We start from the raw sequence: 17912 nt of genomic DNA on the forward strand, positions 1-17912 counted from the left end.
AGCCTGCATATGCAGGCTTTTTCATTGTGCTAAGTGGGAAAAACCGCTATCGGGCGATAACGGTCAAGTGACTGTTCGGTGTGAGACCGGAAATATCGATATTTTTAAGAAGAATGCGACGTTCAGGCAAGCAGCGGTGCTTTCCGCGGTAAAGCTCTTTTTCACCGTCGCGTACGATGATTTCGCCTTTATGGTAACGGTTAACACGGACATTGAGCGTGACGCGATCGGCGGCCGGTGCTGACACGGAAACCCGATTTGGCGCAGCAAGACGGAATACCTCGTCCAGTTGAATAGGAATCTCAAATCGCACGGCGTCATCCTGTTGCAGAGATCGGGCAACTTGCCGACCTACGCGCAACCCTTCCTGGTAACACTGATCGCCCATATCGGCGGGGTGCGTCATATTACCTGCAACATAATAGGCCGGATCGGAACAGCGACCGTGCTGGTCGAACCATGGGCGGCCAGTCTCAGGCTCATAGGCCAAATGGCTGTTACGGATCAGCGTATACTCGCCGGTAAAGCGGCCGGTAAAAATAATGCTGTCGCAGGCCAATTGTTGTGAGCTGCCGTCCGCGGCGGTAAATTCGATACTTTCCACCCGCTCGCCGCCATTGATTTGAGTGATGTGCGCACCCAGATGGAGCTTAACGCCCATAATACGGGCATATAACGCAGCCACGCGAAACGCCGTTGGCCGGGGGTTTTCATCTATCAGAGCCAGCGCCTTGATGCCCGCATTGCGCAGCGTCCAGATAGTGGAAAAGCTGACCAGCTCAGACCCGACGATCACCGGCTTAATGCCCGGCTTGAGTTTTTTCAGATAGATAAACTGCTGTAACGCCCCTGCAGTCAGAACACCCTGCGGCCTTACGCCGCTGACCAGCCTGGCATGGCGTGGCGTTTCGCGCACGCCCGTGGCAATAATCACGCGTTTGGCACGCAAGGTTTCAAGGCCCCGATCGCCCGAGATGATTACCTCACCGCCGGGCTTGATATTTACCACCGTGGTACCGGTTCTGATTTCACAATTGTTTTGCACCAGATTCAGAATGCGCTCGGCCCAGAGGTGCCCTTTCATCGGCCGGTAGAACGTCTGCATGCCGAACGTAGGATGACGGCAATGGCGCGGTACGCCACCCGCCTGTTTTTCTCTTTCCAACAGCAGAACGCGATTTACGCCTTCATCCCATAAAGCGCGGGCGGCGGCCAAACCGGCCGGCCCGGCGCCAATAATAATCACGTCATATGACTGACTCATTCCACCCTCCCAACGACCAGCGTGTTGTCCAGACGATCGCCCACGATTTCGGCAACCTGATTACTGCAGAAAAAGCCGTTGCAGCGTCCCATCATGACGCGGGTACGGCGACGCAAACCACCGATACATTCAGGCGGTACCGCCGAGTGGAATGCCGCCTCCAGCTCACGCCGCGTGACCAATTCGCAGTGACAGACAATGCCGCCATTGCCCGAACAGGCATAATCACGCGGCTGATAATCAGACAGCATCGGCATCACCGGCCACTGGAGCTCAGCAGGCGGTTGATCGGTAAAGAGCGGATTAAAATGGTCGCGATAAAGTGTTTCTACATGGGCGGCAATCCCCAACGCAGCCGTCAGCCCGGTGGAACGGATCCCGCCCACGCTGATCCAATTTTCCTGCGGATAGTGATAAATTCGGTACTCTTTCTTTTCCGTTGCCGGCCGTAGCCCGGCGTAGGTGGCGGTCACGCCGTATTGCGTCAAAGTCGGCAACATCCGGCTGCCTTTTTCAATCAGCCCTTTGAGCACCGATTCATCGACATCGGCCCGGTTACGGTCGGTTTGCTCTTCAGCCGTCGGCCCCAGGATCATATTGCCGAAAATGGTTCGACACAGCAGAACGCCTTTGGTGGTGGGCGTTGGAACCGGCAGGATGATGGCATTGATATCCGCCGCGGCGGCTTTGTCATAGACCAGAAACTGCCCTTTCCTTGGGCGGATTTCATAATCCGGTTTCCGCCACAGGCCATCGATCAAATCGCCATGGTTACCCGCACAGTTGATCACCAACTTAGTACGCACGCTGCCTTGGCTAGTCTGCAATAACCAACCTTGCTCATCGCGCGTCGCCTTGGTCACTTCACAGTTAAAACGGTAAGCCCCACCGTGCATCACGGCCTGCGTAACGTAAGCGAGCGGCGCACTCCAGGGATCGATGACATATTCACCGGGGACTAATACCCCACCCAGCACGCCCTCCGCTAATTTTGGCTCACGCTGATAAACTTCGGCGGCAGAAATCTGCGCCACGTCCGTCACCCCATTTTCATGTGCCTGTTTCACTATGCCAGGCAGTGCCGCGAGCTGTTCTTCGTTCCAGGCCACCACGATGGCCGTGGTCTGCAACAGCGGAAGGTTCATCTTTTCTCTGATCGCCAAATACTCGTCGTAACCCGCCTGCATGCATTGCAGCTCCAGGCTTCCCGTTGGCGCATCAAAACCGGTATGGAGGATCGCGCTGTTGGCCTTGCTGGCGCCGGACAAGATATCGCCGCCTCGCTCCAGCAATAACGTTTTCGCGCCCATCAGGGTGAAACGTCGGAAAACGGCGCATCCCACTACGCCGCCTCCGATAACTACCACATCAACATTTTCATTTAGCTGTGTCATACGCGTTTTCTCACCACGAAACATGTGATAATAAAACCACACAAACCACACCATTACAACACAAAAACCACACTTTAAAATCATAAAGAGGACAGCAAAAATCATAGAAAAATAGAATTACTCATTGAATTTTATTTATTATTTTAAATAAATACGATGAGCTTCATTTTTAGCCGCGTGAGTTATTTGTGGTTTTTGTTGGTTTTTCCTTGTGGCGGGAATGCCATAAAAAAAGGGTTCATGCAAACATGAACCCTTCAGGCAACAAAATGGAATGAAATGGCCGTTTACAGCGGATCGACCTTCAGACAGGACACGGCATGGCGGAAGCTGCCTTCCAGCAGCGGACGCGTCTTGGCACATTCCGGCCCGGCGATCGGGCAGCGGGTGCGGAACACGCAGCCAGATGGCGGGTTGATCGGCGAAGGCAGTTCCCCTTCCAGTAACTGGATCTGCTTTTCCTTCTCCTTGTCCGGATCCGGGATCGGCACCGCCGACATCAACGCTTTGGTGTAAGGATGCTGTGGATTGTGGTACACCTCATCATACGTACCCAGCTCCACCGCATGGCCCAGATACATCACCAACACACGGTCGGAGATGTGTTTGACCACCGCCAGATCGTGGGCGATAAAGATCAGCGACAGGCCCATTTCACGCTGCAGCTGCTGCAGCAGGTTCACCACCTGTGCCTGAATCGACACGTCTAACGCCGAGACTGGTTCATCGCAAATCACCAACTTAGGTTCGAGGATCAAGGCGCGCGCAATGCCGATACGCTGGCACTGACCGCCAGAGAACTCATGCGGATAGCGGTTGATCAGGTTAGGCAACAGACCAACCTTCAGCATCATCGCCTTTACCTTGTCTTTCACTTCCTGACGCGGCATTTTTGGGTAATAGGTGCGCAGCGGTTCCGCGATGATTTCACCGATGGTCATGCGCGGGTTCAGCGAAGCCAGTGGATCCTGGAAGATCATCTGGATATCACTGCGGGTTTTGCGCCAGTCGACATCGCTCATGCCAAGCAGGTCTTTACCCAACCAGGCCACGCGGCCGCTGGTAGCCTTCACCAAGCCGATAATGGCGCGGGCGAACGTCGATTTGCCACAGCCTGATTCGCCCACCACGCCCAGGGTTTCCCCTTCGAACAGGCGCAGCGTCACGCCATCAACGGCCTTGAGCGTTTTTGGCGGCTGCCAGAACCACTGTTTGTCATCATGAATGTCGAAGTGCACTTTCAGATCGGCCACTTCGAGCAGCACTTTCTTGTCGGTTACCGCAGTCATACCAACGCCTCCACCGGTTTAAAGCAGGCGCGCAGGCGCCCTTCACCAAACTGCTCCAATGGCGGAGCGCTCGAACATTGCGCCATCGCGTACGCACAACGCGGTTGGAACGGACAGCCCTTCGGCAGGCGCAGCAGATTCGGCGGGTTGCCGGGAATGGTCATCAGCGCTTCGCCTTCGGCGTCCAGACGCGGTACCGCATTCAGCAAACCAATGGAATAAGGATGGCTCGGGTGATAGAACACATCCCGTGCGCTACCGTATTCCATGGTACGTCCGGCATACATCACCAAGACCTTATTACAGATACCGGCCACAACGCCCAGGTCGTGGGTGATCATGATGATCGCGGTATTGAACTCGCGCTTCAGCTCGTTCAGCAGCGTCATGATCTGCGCCTGCACCGTCACATCCAATGCGGTGGTCGGCTCATCGGCAATCAGCAGCTTGGGCCGGCACAGCAGTGCCATGGCGATCATCACGCGCTGGCGCATGCCGCCGGAAAACTCATGCGGGTACATGCGCATGCGCTTGCGCGCTTCCGGCATTTTGACCGCATCTAACATGCGAACCGACTCTTCGAAAGCTTCGCTTTTGCTCATGTTTTTATGCAGCATCAGCACTTCCATCAGCTGCTCACCAACGCGCATATAAGGGTTGAGCGAGGTCATCGGGTCCTGGAAAATCATCGAAATTTCTTCTGCCCGCAGCTTGTTGAGCTGTTTTTCCGGCAGGTTGAGGATTTCACGACCGTTAAATTTGGCCGAACCGCCAATGCGGCCATTGCTGGCCAGCAGTCCCATCAACGCGAAGGCGGTCTGGGATTTGCCGGAACCGGATTCGCCCACGATACCCAGCGTTTCACCGGCGCGCAGATCAAAATTCAGATCGTTCACTGCCGTCACGTCACCGTCCGGGGTGCCGAAGGTCACGCGCAGATCTTTTACATCCAGCAACAGCGACGACTTCACGCTGCCGGCGGTTTGCAACTGCGGATTTTCAATGGTGCTCATGATTGCACTCCTTAACGATCTTTCGGGTCGAGGGCGTCACGCAGGCCATCGCCGATAAAGTTGAAACAAAACAGAGTGACAACCAGGAAACCCGCCGGGAACAGCAGCAACCACGGTGAAACTTCCATCGAGTTGGCGCCATCGCTCAGCAATGCACCCCAGCTGCTTAACGGCTCTTGCGTACCCAGCCCCAGGAAGCTGAGGAAAGATTCGAACAAGATCATGCTCGGTACCAGCAGTGAGGCGTAAACCACCACCACACCCAGCACGTTCGGCACGATATGGCGCAGCACGATGTTGCGGCTCGAAACCCCGCACACCAACGCCGCTTCGATAAATTCTTTACGCTTCAGGCTCAGAGTTTGGCCACGCACGATACGCGCCATATCCAGCCACGACACCATGCCGATAGCGACAAAGATCAGCAGGATATTCTGCCCGAAGAAGGTCACCAGCAGGATCACGAAGAACATGAACGGGAAGGAGTTGAGGATCTCCAGCAGACGCATCATCACCGAGTCGATTTTACCACCCAGGTAACCCGACATTGCGCCGTACAGGGTGCCAACAATCACCGCCACCAGCGCAGCCGACACGCCAACCATCAGCGAGATACGCCCGCCAATTGCCACGCGCACCAGCAGATCGCGCCCCGATGAGTCCGTGCCGAAGTAGTGCGCCGATTCGAGACTTGGTGCGGCCGACATCATCGCCCAATCGGTATCGTCATAGGCAAACTGCGACAGCCACGGCGCCGCAATCACAAACAGAGTAATCAAAGCCAATACGAACAGGCTGCTGAGCGCCGCCCGGTTGTGCACAAAGCGGCGACGGGCATCCTGCCACAGGCTGCGTCCTTCCACTTCGAGCTTCTCGCTGAAGTTCTCCAGAGCCTCGCTGTTCTTTTTCGTCAACATCATTTGCGTGCTCCAGCTTAATAACGAATTTTTGGATCGATAACGGCGTACAGCACGTCCACGATCGCGTTAAACAGGATAGTCAGAGCGCCAACCAGAATGGTCAGACTCAATACCAAAGAGTAGTCGCGGTTAAGCGCGCCGTTAACAAACAGCTGGCCGATACCCGGCAGGCCGTAAATGGTTTCGATAACCATTGACCCCGTGATGATGCCGACAAACGCCGGGCCCATATAGGAAAGCACGGGCAATAACGCAGGCTTCAACGCATGGCGCAATATAATGCGGCGCATAGGCAAACCCTTGGCGCGCGCGGTACGGATAAAGTTTGAATGCAGCACTTCAATCATCGAGCCACGCGTGATACGGGCGATACTGGCGATATAGGCCAACGACAGCGCCACCATTGGCAGGATGATAAATTTCGGTGCCCCGCCGTTCCAGCCCCCTCCCGGCAGCCATTTCAGCGTGATGGCAAAGATCAGTACCAGTAACGGCGCCACCACGAAACTGGGGATCACCACCCCGGTCATGGCAAAACCCATCACCGTATAGTCCCATTTGGTATTTTGATTCAGCGCAGCCACCACACCGGCGCTAACCCCCAGGATCACCGCCAGCAAAAATGCGGCCAGGCCCAGTTTGGCAGAGACCGGGAATGAAGCAGCCACCAGATCGTTGACCGAATAATCTTTATATTTGAATGAAGGGCCAAAATCGCCCTGCGACAGCTGGGCCAGATAATGGCCGTACTGTTTCCAGATAGGATCGTTCAAATGATATTTGGCTTCGATGTTGGCCATCACTTCCGGCGGCAACGCGCGTTCGCCGGTAAATGGACTGCCGGGCGCCAGGCGCATCATAAAGAAGGAAATGGTGATCAGAATAAATAGCGTCGGGATCGCTTCCAATAAGCGACGAAATATAAATTTAAGCATTGCCCTAACCCTGTGTTGCAGCCTGATAACGGCTTATTATTCACAACATGGGCCGGCGGTTAACACCGCCGGCACTTACCGTATCAATGCTTGATGATGTACAGGTTTTTATCGTATACGTTATCAAGCGGGTCTTTACCGGTGTAACCCCCAACATAAGGTTTCACCAGACGGGCATTCACGTAGTAATAAACCGGAACGATGGCAGAATCTTTATCCAGCTGAACTTCGGCTTTCTGATACAGCTCGGCACGTTCTTCTTTGGTTTTCGCCGTCAGCACATTGGCCATCAGCTTATCGAATTCGGCGCTCTTATAGTGCGGGGTGTTACTGCTGCTGTCAGACAGCATCATGTTCAGGAACGAGCTAGGTTCGTTGTAGTCTGCACACCAGCCGGCACGCGCAACGTCGTAGGTCCCCTGATGGCGGGTATCCAGGAAGGTTTTCCACTCCTGGTTCACCAACTTCACATCCACACCCAGGTTTTTCTTCCAGATGGAGGCTGCGGCAATCGCCAGCTTCTTATGCAGATCTGAAGTGTTGTACAACAGGGAGAAGGTCAGCGGTTTGCCTGGGCCATAGCCTGCATCGGCCAGCAGCTTTTTCGCCACTTCATTGCGTTTTTCTTGCGTCCAGCTGAACCACTCAGGCGGAGTCAGTTTGGCGCCGTCGGTGTATGGTGGTGTGAAGCTGTAAGCCGGCAGATCGCCCTGGTTTTTCACTTTATTGGTGATGATGTCGCGATCCAGACCCAATTTCAGCGCTTCACGCACGCGTGCGTCGGTAAATGGCGCTTTCTGGTTGTTGATTTCGTAGTAGTAGGTACACAGATAAGGATCTACGTGAACCTCTTTCGGGATCTCTTTTTTCAACTTCTGGAACAGTTCGATCGGCATGTTGTTATAGGTCATGTCGATTTCGCCGGTGCGGTAACGGTTAACGTCGGTCACTTCCGAAGAAATTGGCAGGAAGGTCACTTTGTTGATGATGGTTTTCGCGTTATCCCAATATTCCGGGTTACGTTCCAGCACAATACGTTCGTTAACCACCCAATCTTTCAGTTTGTAAGCGCCGTTGCTGACGTAGTTGGCCGGTAAGGTCCACTTCTCGCCAAACTTCTCGACGGCTTCTTTATATACGGGCTTCATCGCATAGTGCGGCGTCATTTCAACCAGGTATGGCACCGGCTCGGTCAGAGTCACCTGGAAGGTATGGTCATCAATGGCTTTCACGCCCAGGGTAGACTTATCTTTCTTGCCGGCGATGACGTCATCCACGTTTTCTACGTGGGCATATTGCAGGTAGCTGGCATAAGGTGATGCGGTTTTTGGATCCACCACGCGCTGCCAGCTATACACGAAATCTTGCGCCGTGACCGGCTTGCCGTTCGACCATTTTGCGTCTTTACGCAGATGGAAGGTCCAGACTTTAAAATCTTTGTTATCCCAGCTTTCCGCTACGCCCGGGACAATGGAACCATCCAGGCCGTTGTTGGCCAGGCCTTCCATCAGATCGCGCGTTACGTTGTTTTCAGGTACGCCTTCGATTTTATGCGGGTCGAGCGATTGCACTTCCGAACCGTTGTTCTTAACGATCTCTTGTTTGTCCGCCAGTTGCACGCCCGCCGGCACGTCGGCCGCAAAAGCACTTCCGGTTGCTGTGATACCCAGCGCGGCAATAATGCCGGCCGCAAGGATGGTTTTTTTCGTGATGTTGGTCATGTGTATACTCCAGTTTTTATTATCACAGGCTCATCGTGGAGCCTGCGTTGCCCGTGAGCGGACCTTGTTATACCGGCTGCCGCTGAACGAATACGGCAGGCGGCCTTCCCTGTATTACTCCACCGCTGATGGCGTGGCGTAATACCCCTCGTTACTGCTTGATGATGTACAGATTTTTCACATCGGTGTAGTCCAGCGGATCTTTACCGGTAAAGCCCCCCACCGACGGTCTGATCAGGCGGGCGCTGACGCGGTAATACACCGGAATCAACGCCGAATCTTTATCTAACTGAGCTTCTGCCTGCTGATAAAGGGCGGCGCGTGTAGCCTCGTCCGGCGCTTTTAGCGTGCCGCCCATCAGGGCGTCAAACGCCGGGCTCTTGTAAAAAATGGTGTTGATGCTGCTGTTGGAAAGCACCAGATTGAGGAATGCGCTCGGCTCGTTATAGTCACCGCACCAGGTGGCACGCGCTATGTCGTACTGACCCTGATGGCGGCTTTCAAGCGAGGTTTTCCATTCTTGATTGCGCAGTGTCACCTCAGCGCCGAGGTTTTTCTTCCACATCGAAGCGGCGGCGATCGCCTGCTGCTTATTTTGGTCGGAGGTGTTGTACAGCAGCGTGAACTTAAGCGGTTTGGCGGCGCTGAAACCGGCTTGCTCCAGCAGCTTCCTGGCCTCGGCATTGCGCTGTTCCTGGCTCCAACTCGCCCACGCCGGCGCGGTGAATTTGGCGCCCTCAGTAAAGGTTGGGGTGAAACTGAACGCCGGGATCTGACCCTGGCCCATGATTTTGTTGGCGATAATGTCGCGGTCCAGCGTAAGTTTCACGGCAGCGCGCACTCGCGGATCGGTAAAGGGCGCACGCTGGTTGTTAATCTCGTAATAAAAGGTGCACAGATAAGGGTTAACGTGCAATTGCTCAGGGATCTCTTTCTTCATCTTCGCGAACAGGTTCGGCGGGATGGCGCTGTTGGTGATATCAATTTCACCACTGCGGAAGCGGTTAACGTCACTGACCTCGGAGGCGATCGGCAAGAACGTCGCCTTATCGATCACCGTTTTCTTGTTGTTCCAATAGCTCGGGCTGCGTTCAAGCACAATACGCTCATTCACCACCCACTCTTTCAAGCGATAGGCTCCATTGCCGACATAGTTCGCCGGTAGCGTCCATTTCTCGCCAAACTTCTCGATCACCGAACGTTTTACCGGCTTCAGCGAGGTGTGGCTCAGCATGCTAATGAAGTAAGGCACCGGTTCGCTCAGCGTGACCTGCAGCGTTTTATCATCGATGGCTTTAATGCCCAGGCTTTGCGGCCCTTTCTTGCCGGTCAGGATGTCGTCGATATTTTCAATTTTTGCGTACTGCAGATAGCTGGCGTAAGGCGAGCCGGTTTTCGGATCGGCCAGGCGCTGCCAGCTATAAACGAAGTCCTGTGCGGTAACCGGGGAGCCGTCGCTCCACACCGCGTCCGGACGCAGGTGGAAAGTCCAGGTTTTGAAATCCTGATTTTCCCATTGGGCTGCCGCCGCCGGTACCACATGCCCATTGGCATCGGTGCTGACCAGCCCTTCCAACAGGTTAAGAATAATATTACTTTCCGGTATCCCCTCGACCTTATGCGGATCCAACGAAGCCACTTCCGTGCCGTTGTTAATTACAATGTTCTGCTGCTGAGCCAATTGCACTCCGGCCGGAACGTCGGCCGCCTGAGCAGAATATACGGCGCTGATACTCAGCAAGCCGGCAATGAACATAGCCAATGGAGTGCGCTTTCGGGTTTGCTGCATGGTCGAGGCTCCTTTTCACCAACAAGCATTGCTTATCGATATTCGTGAAGTATTTATAAGAATTCTAAATAAACAGACACCAGCAAAAATCATTCCCACTTTGACGACGCAATCGCGTTAATTGCGCGTAGAAAGTTGCTCGGATATTAGCAGAAGGCAAATTCCATAGCCAATAATTTTTACAGAAATGTTAAGCAATTCTCTTTTATTGCATCAAGCCCGATCTGTACCCCCCGGACGAGGGTGACAGTTGCACAACATAACTAATTGATTTTAATCAGATAAAATAAAGCAAGCCTTATCCTGACGGCACGAAGCAAACTGGCAAAACAGACAAAGAAACATTCAGTTAACAAACCAGCCGTTCAAAGAACAAACACCTGCTTATGTGCGGTTAATCACTAATAACACCTGGATGAAAGCGAGACAAGCCCTACAGAATGATGTGATTAAATTAACAGCGGATTTGATGTTAGGAGGCAGAAAAAGGGCAAAAACTGGGGAGGATAAGGGGTAAAAACAACGCTTAGCGTTTTTATTGAGCAACAAATTGAGATTTATGCCACATCCTGGTGCAAGTGAATAAAATTCATTCATATTGCGCACTATATTAATGCGAACCAATAATTGATTTTAATTTTTAAAATTAATTTGAGTCGCGAATCGCCCTATTCACGACTCCGTCGCCGGATTACAACAGTCCCGGGAATATGGCCTTAATACCGGTAACGATAAATTCGATACCCAAAGCCATCAGCAATAAACCCATGATTCGGGTGATGACGTTAATGCCGGTTTGCCCCAATAAACGCACCAACAAAGGCGCGGCCCGGAACAACAGCCAACAACAAAAGGCAAACAACGCGATAGCAAGAGTAAAGCCCAACAGGTTCTGCCAGCTATGGTAGCGGGAACTCCAAACGATGGTGGAGCTGATCGCACCCGGCCCGGCCATAAGCGGTAATGCCAGCGGCACGACGCCAATGCTTTCGCGGATCGCGCTTTCTGATTTTTCCTGTTTGTTCTGTTTGTCTTCCCCCAGTTTGCCGCTGATCATCGACATCGCAATGGTAACCACCAGGATGCCACCGGCAATGCGGAAGGAATCGATTGAGATGCCGAACATGCGCAAAATCCCTTCCCCCAAAAATAGTGAGGTCCACAGGATAATGGCGACCGACAGATTGGCGGTCAGGTTGGTTTTGTTGCGCCCGGCAGCTGCCTGGTAGCTGGTCATGCTGATAAATACCGGCAAAATGCCCACCGGGTTCACCAGCGCAAACAGGCCGACAAAAAATTTAATGTAGCCGGAAAAATCCAACAGAGATTGGCCCACAAATGACTCCGCTTTAATAGCTTTAAAAGTGACACTGCCTACGCGCGCTAATGTAATGGAATTGCCACAGGTTATCCATTGGTCATCAGCAGGATTTTTATCTATTAATGCGTGTATTGATAAAGCAAATCACCATTGTTAACGCAATGTACGGTTTATGATTTTTTATGTTGAAAAAAGTGCCTGACATCGCAGTTATTAAGAATGGTTCTCAAAAACCATGGCTGAATGGTGTCAGCATGCGATTTTTTTGATTTAAATCACATAATCACTACCCAAGAGTAGTTAAGCTCTTAGTCGTAGTCAGGGAGTAGAACAGGTTAAGGAAAAAGTGGCATCTCTGTTCGGCCCGCTGTCTTCTCCTGCTGAGGCATCGGGTAAAGCTCTTTAAGCAAATCAGCAACATGCAGCACAAAAAGATGGGAAACCTTTGTTTTTAAAACAGCATTTTCCACCGATCTGTCTATACTAGTTGCTCGCACGGCTGATTTACTGAAAGAGTTTAACATTATCAGGAGAGCATTATGGCTGTAACAAATGTCGCTGAACTGAACGAGCTAGTTGCACGTGTCAAAAAAGCCCAGCGCGAATATGCCAACTTCACTCAAGAGCAAGTTGATAAAATTTTCCGCGCTGCTGCCCTCGCCGCTGCCGATGCCCGTATTCCTCTGGCTAAAATGGCCGTTGAAGAATCCGGTATGGGTATCGTTGAAGATAAAGTGATCAAGAACCACTTCGCATCAGAGTTTATCTATAACGCCTATAAAGATGAAAAAACCTGCGGTATCCTGTCTGAAGACGATACTTTCGGTACCATCACCATCGCCGAGCCTATCGGCCTGATTTGCGGTATCGTGCCCACCACCAACCCAACTTCCACGGCCATTTTCAAAGCGTTAATCAGCCTGAAAACCCGTAACGGTATCATCTTCTCTCCGCACCCACGTGCGAAGAACGCCACCAACAAAGCGGCTGATATCGTGCTGCAGGCAGCGATTGCCGCCGGTGCGCCAAAAGACATCGTCGGCTGGATCGATCAACCTACCGTTGAACTCTCCAACCAGCTGATGCACCACCCTGACATCAACCTGATCCTGGCCACCGGTGGCCCAGGCATGGTGAAAGCAGCCTACAGCTCCGGCAAACCGGCCATCGGCGTGGGTGCGGGTAATACCCCGGTAGTGGTTGACGAAACGGCGGATATCAAACGCGTCGTGGCCTCTATTCTGATGTCTAAAACTTTCGACAGCGGTGTGATTTGCGCCTCTGAGCAATCCGTCATCGTGGTTGACTCCATCTATGACGCAGTGCGCGAACGTTTCGCTTCCCATGGCGGCTACATGCTGCAGGGTAAAGAGCTGAAGGCCGTACAGGACATCATCCTGAAAAACGGTGGCCTCAATGCGGCTATCGTCGGTCAGTCAGCACCGAAAATCGCTGAAATGGCAGGCATCAAAGTCCCGGCAAGCACTAAAGTGCTGATCGGTGAAGTGAAGCTGGTCGATGAGTCAGAACCTTTCGCTCACGAAAAACTGTCGCCAACGCTGGCAATGTATCGCGCCAAAGACTTTGAAGACGCCGTCAGCAAAGCGGAAAAACTGGTCGCCATGGGCGGTATCGGTCACACCTCTTGTCTGTACACCGACCAGGATAACCAGCCGGAACGCGTAGCCTTCTTCGGCGACAAGATGAAAACCGCGCGTATCCTGATCAACACCCCTGCTTCTCAGGGTGGGATCGGTGACCTGTACAACTTCAAACTCGCTCCGTCTCTGACGCTGGGCTGCGGTTCCTGGGGCGGTAACTCCATCTCTGAAAACGTCGGTCCAAAACACCTGATCAACAAGAAAACTGTAGCGAAGCGAGCAGAAAACATGTTGTGGCATAAACTTCCGAAATCAATCTACTTCCGCCGTGGCTCACTGCCAATCGCGCTGGAAGAAGTAGCGACCGACGGGGCAAAACGCGCCTTCATTGTGACCGACCGCTACCTGTTCAACAACGGCTATGCAGACCAGATCACCTCCGTTCTGAAATCGCACGGCATTGAAACAGAAGTATTCTTTGAAGTTGAAGCGGATCCAACGCTGTCCATCGTGCGTAAAGGCGCTGAACAGATGAACTCCTTCAAGCCAGACGTGATCATCGCGCTGGGCGGCGGTTCACCGATGGATGCTGCGAAGATCATGTGGGTGCTGTACGAACACCCTGAAACCCACTTCGAAGACCTGGCGCTGCGCTTTATGGATATCCGTAAACGCATCTACAAGTTCCCGAAAATGGGCGTGAAGGCAAAAATGATTGCCGTCACCACCACTTCAGGCACCGGTTCAGAAGTTACGCCGTTTGCGGTAGTGACCGACGACGTAACCGGCCAGAAATATCCTCTGGCGGATTACGCATTGACACCAGACATGGCGATTGTTGACGCCAACCTGGTCATGAACATGCCAAAATCCCTCTGCGCCTTCGGTGGCCTGGATGCGGTAACTCACGCGCTGGAAGCTTATGTTTCAGTCCTGGCGAACGAATACTCCGACGGTCAGGCGCTGCAAGCGTTGAAACTGCTGAAAGAGTATCTGCCAACCAGCTATAAAGAAGGTGCCAAGAACCCGGTAGCCCGTGAGCGCGTGCACAATGCTGCGACCATCGCCGGTATCGCGTTCGCCAACGCCTTCCTCGGGGTTTGCCACTCAATGGCCCACAAACTGGGCTCCGAGTTCCACATCCCACACGGTTTGGCCAACGCCATGCTGATTTCCAACGTCATTCGCTATAACGCGAACGACAACCCAACCAAGCAAACGGCTTTCAGCCAGTACGACCGCCCACAAGCGCGTCGCCGCTACGCTGAAATCGCTGACCATCTGGGCCTGAGCGCACCGGGCGACCGTACCGCACAGAAAATCGAGAAGCTGCTGACCTGGCTGGACGAAATCAAGGCCGAACTGGGCATCCCTGCTTCAATCCGCGAAGCCGGCGTGCTCGAAGCCGATTTCCTGGCGAAAGTAGACAAGCTGTCTGAAGACGCCTTTGATGACCAATGTACCGGCGCTAACCCTCGTTATCCGCTGATTGCTGAACTTAAGCAAATCATGCTGGATACCTTCTACGGCCGTAAATTCAGCGAAGCGGTTGATGAAGAGGTTCTGGCCGCACCGGTTGTCGCCAAGACGGTAAAGAAGACCAAAAAATAACGGTTCATTGAGTTGAGCCAACAAAAAACCGCCGAAAGGCGGTTTTTTTATGCGGTGATATTATTCATCAATGCGGTAGTGTCTACGCAATAGCGTCAAAACGCGCTGCAAGGCTCTCTGTTGCACGCTGGAGGCTATTCCAATGCCTGTATCGCTTCTTTGTAATGTTTGCGGCAGACGGAGACGTAGCTTTCGTTACCGCCAATCACCACCTGTTCACCGGCATGCATCGCCTTCCCGCTCTCATCAAGTCGCAGCACCATATTCGCCTTGCGCCCGCAGTGGCAAATGGTTTTCAGCTCCACCAACTTGTCTGCCCAGGCCAGCAGATATTGACTGCCAATAAACAGTTCCCCCAGGAAGTCGGTACGCAAACCGTAACACAGCACCGGAATATCCAACTGATCGACAACATCGCACAATTGCTCGACCTGCTGTTTCGTCAGGAACTGGCTTTCATCAAGCAAAACGCAGTGCACAGGTTGCTGCTGATGTTCCTTCGCAATCATCGTAAAAAGCATAGAGTCATTATTATACAGCTGTGCCTGGGAAGACAGACCGATCCGCGAGCTCACCTTACCCACGCCAAAACGGTGATCTATTTCGGCGGTAAACACCAGCGTACGCATACCACGTTCTTGATAATTATATGAAGATTGCAGCAACGCGGTAGATTTCCCTGCATTCATAGCAGAGTAATAAAAATAAAGTTGAGCCATGGGCCCGCTACTCCAATGGTATAAGAAATATTCAGCGGTTGATTCAGCAGCCAAGTGTACCATAAGGCGACAACCGGCTTACACCTCGGGATTAATCAATATCCGGGCCAGACGAATAGTCGACTTTCAAATGAAACATTCCGTTCTGCTACCATAGCGCTTTTACATCTATTTACAGGATGGTTTCTGTCCGTCATCACATTTAATTACTACTAATGATTAGCGCCCAACATTAATGGTTATGCCAATGCCGTGAAGCGGCCCTGCAACAGGTGCCAGCGCGTAAGATTAAATCTATTAACCCCTCCAGACGCCGCGCCTGAGTATTTAATGACATAAAACAGACCGGGTACAGTTCTTGACGTTACCTTTACTGATATACCCCTATTGTTTACAGTGTTGGCAGACTAAAACTCGTGATTTAACCCACAGAATTCAGAGTTATATTGATATAAAACACAATTATAACTTAGCCATGAATGCCTTTGTGGCGCAGCAAACATAGCGCTGCTGTAGAAAATTTGACTTAAAAAGGGAGGTTGTAATACTTATCTCCCCCGCTTATATTAGCCAGAGAGTTCTGGTTAGGTCTTTTAAAAGGTAAATTTGAGCGTTCCTTTCAATTTGGCTATTGCAGAAAAGAAAAGAGCACTCTATTATTATCCAGACGCCCCCCACCAATATAATTTGAGACTAGGACAATGAGCGAAGCATTAAAGATTTTGAACAACATCCGTACTCTCCGCGCTCAGGCAAGAGAATGCAGCCTGGAAACGCTGGAAGAGATGCTTGAAAAACTGGAAGTTGTTGTGAACGAACGTCGCGAAGAAGACAGCCAGGCTCAAGCAGAAGTTGAAGAACGTACCCGTAAACTGCAGCAATATCGTGAAATGCTGATTGCTGACGGTATTGATCCAAATGAACTGCTGCAAACTATGGCTGCAACTAAAGCCGCTGGTAAAGCGAAACGTGCAGCACGTCCAGCTAAATACCAATATAAAGACGAAAACGGTGAACTGAAAACCTGGACTGGCCAGGGCCGTACCCCAGCAGTGATTAAGAAAGCTATCGAAGAGCAAGGTAAATCTCTGGACGATTTCCTGCTGTAATAGCATTCCAGTCACATGTTAAAAAGGCTCCCAAGGGAGCCTTTTTGTTATGCTTATTTTCAGGTTTCTTAGAGCCCCCCACTGGGCTTTGCGTAATTATCCTAATGGACAGCCCCATTTATCCGCCAGCTAACGGCAGAGCCCTTCATTTTTCCAAAGCATAAAAAAAGGGGCCTGAGCCCCTTATAGCATTAACGCACTGCTCAATTACTGAGCTTTATAAAATGATTTATACCATTCAACAAAGCGTTTCACGCCTTCTTCAACGCTGGTTTCCGGTTTAAATCCAATCACGCGATAGAGCTCGGCGGTATCGGCACTGGTATCTAACACGTCGCCAGGTTGCATAGGCAGCATATTTTTACGCGCTTCAATCCCTAACGCCTGTTCCAGTGCACTGATATATTTCATCAGCTTCACCGGGCTGCTATTGCCGATATTATAAACATGGTATGGGGCAGAACTGGTCGCCGGCGATCCCTGCTCTACCGTCCAGTCAGCATTTGGCTGAGGAATAACCGCCTGTAAGCGGACAATAGCCTCGGCAATATCGTCGATGTAGGTAAAGTCACGGTGCATCTCGCCGTGGTTATATACATCGATACTGTCACCCGCCAATATGGCCTTGGTGAATTTGAACAGCGCCATATCTGGACGCCCCCACGGGCCATAGACGGTAAAGAAACGCAGGCCGGTAGTTGGGAGACCATATAGGTGAGAATAGCTGTGCGACATCAACTCATTGGCTTTCTTGGTCGCCGCATACAATGATATCGGGTGATCGACCGAATCTTCAGTCGCAAATGGCAGCTTTCGATTTAGACCATATACCGAGCTGGAAGAAGCATATAACAGATGCTCAACTTTATTGTGTCGGCAGCCTTCCAGCACGTTTAAATGCCCGATAAGATTCGAGTCCGCATACGCCAACGGATTCTCTAGCGAATAGCGCACGCCAGCTTGCGCGCCCAGATGGATCACTCGCTGGAATTGGTGCTCTGCGAATAACTGCGCCATCCCCTCTCGATCGGCCAAATCCAGCTTAATAAACTGGAAGGCTGGCTTATCCGCCAGCAGATCAAGACGGGCCATTTTCAGGCCCACATCGTAATAATCATTCAGGTTGTCGATACCGACAACCTGATGACCGGCGGCCAACAAACGCTCAGCAGTATGATAACCAATAAAACCTGCCGCGCCTGTAACCAGGAATTTCATAGTTAACC

Annotated in this window: 13 protein-coding genes; 2 read left to right on the forward strand and 11 right to left on the reverse strand. The window is 52.1% G+C overall.

Features of this window, described 5'->3' with window-relative positions; all coding sequences use genetic code 11:
• Nucleotides 1-46: 46 nt before the first annotated feature.
• The 9 genes from H0S68_RS13350 to H0S68_RS13390 all read right to left on the reverse strand — a co-directional run bounded on the left by H0S68_RS13350 (nucleotide 47) and on the right by H0S68_RS13390 (nucleotide 11661).
• Complete coding sequence (locus tag H0S68_RS13350; RefSeq protein ID WP_130016746.1) at nucleotides 47-1264, reverse strand: FAD-dependent oxidoreductase; 1218 nt, start codon at nucleotides 1262-1264, stop codon at nucleotides 47-49.
• Nucleotides 1261-2658 (reverse strand): NAD(P)/FAD-dependent oxidoreductase, encoded by a 1398-nt coding sequence (locus H0S68_RS13355; RefSeq protein WP_128864686.1) that lies wholly within the window; start codon nucleotides 2656-2658, stop codon nucleotides 1261-1263. Before H0S68_RS13355 ends, H0S68_RS13350 begins: the two co-directional genes overlap by 4 nt.
• 287 nt (nucleotides 2659-2945) lie before the next feature.
• Nucleotides 2946-3947: a murein tripeptide/oligopeptide ABC transporter ATP binding protein OppF gene (oppF, locus tag H0S68_RS13360; RefSeq protein WP_020827182.1), complete on the reverse strand. Its 1002-nt coding sequence runs from the start codon at nucleotides 3945-3947 to the stop codon at nucleotides 2946-2948.
• Complete coding sequence (locus H0S68_RS13365) at nucleotides 3944-4960, reverse strand: ABC transporter ATP-binding protein (protein WP_020827183.1); 1017 nt, start codon at nucleotides 4958-4960, stop codon at nucleotides 3944-3946. Before H0S68_RS13365 ends, oppF begins: the two co-directional genes overlap by 4 nt.
• 11 nt (nucleotides 4961-4971) lie before the next feature.
• A complete protein-coding gene (gene oppC, locus H0S68_RS13370; protein ID WP_020827184.1) occupies nucleotides 4972-5880 on the reverse strand; it encodes an oligopeptide ABC transporter permease OppC in 909 nt (302 codons plus the stop codon).
• Nucleotides 5881-5894: 14 nt separating this feature from the next.
• Nucleotides 5895-6815: an oligopeptide ABC transporter permease OppB gene (gene oppB, locus H0S68_RS13375; RefSeq protein WP_020827185.1), complete on the reverse strand. Its 921-nt coding sequence runs from the start codon at nucleotides 6813-6815 to the stop codon at nucleotides 5895-5897.
• An 83-nt stretch (nucleotides 6816-6898) separates the two neighbouring features.
• Nucleotides 6899-8536: an oligopeptide ABC transporter substrate-binding protein OppA gene (gene oppA, locus H0S68_RS13380; RefSeq protein WP_020827186.1), complete on the reverse strand. Its 1638-nt coding sequence runs from the start codon at nucleotides 8534-8536 to the stop codon at nucleotides 6899-6901.
• Nucleotides 8537-8687: 151 nt separating this feature from the next.
• Nucleotides 8688-10325, reverse strand: a complete 1638-nt coding sequence (locus tag H0S68_RS13385) for an ABC transporter substrate-binding protein (RefSeq protein WP_410528762.1) — start codon at nucleotides 10323-10325, stop codon at nucleotides 8688-8690.
• 691 nt (nucleotides 10326-11016) lie between these two features.
• A complete protein-coding gene (locus H0S68_RS13390) occupies nucleotides 11017-11661 on the reverse strand; it encodes a YchE family NAAT transporter (protein ID WP_020827188.1) in 645 nt (214 codons plus the stop codon).
• A gap of 524 nt (nucleotides 11662-12185) precedes the next feature.
• On the opposite strand from H0S68_RS13390, the gene adhE reads away from it, so the two are divergent.
• A complete protein-coding gene (gene adhE / locus H0S68_RS13395) occupies nucleotides 12186-14858 on the forward strand; it encodes a bifunctional acetaldehyde-CoA/alcohol dehydrogenase (RefSeq protein ID WP_020827189.1) in 2673 nt (890 codons plus the stop codon).
• A 134-nt stretch (nucleotides 14859-14992) separates the two neighbouring features.
• On the opposite strand, the gene H0S68_RS13400 is transcribed toward adhE, so the two are convergent.
• A complete protein-coding gene (locus H0S68_RS13400; protein ID WP_410528763.1) occupies nucleotides 14993-15577 on the reverse strand; it encodes a thymidine kinase in 585 nt (194 codons plus the stop codon).
• 701 nt (nucleotides 15578-16278) lie between these two features.
• On the opposite strand from H0S68_RS13400, the gene hns reads away from it, so the two are divergent.
• Nucleotides 16279-16686, forward strand: a complete 408-nt coding sequence (gene hns / locus H0S68_RS13405) for a histone-like nucleoid-structuring protein H-NS (protein WP_006321188.1) — start codon at nucleotides 16279-16281, stop codon at nucleotides 16684-16686.
• Nucleotides 16687-16893: 207 nt separating this feature from the next.
• Here the strand turns inward: hns and H0S68_RS13410 are convergent, their stop codons facing one another.
• Entirely contained in the window at nucleotides 16894-17904 is a 1011-nt protein-coding gene (locus H0S68_RS13410; protein ID WP_122079518.1) for an NAD-dependent epimerase, read from the reverse strand.
• Between the last annotated feature and the right edge of the window lie 8 nt (nucleotides 17905-17912).

This window comes from Serratia sp. AXJ-M (assembly GCF_046531865.1).
Classification (GTDB): Bacteria; Pseudomonadota; Gammaproteobacteria; order Enterobacterales; family Enterobacteriaceae; genus Serratia; species Serratia liquefaciens.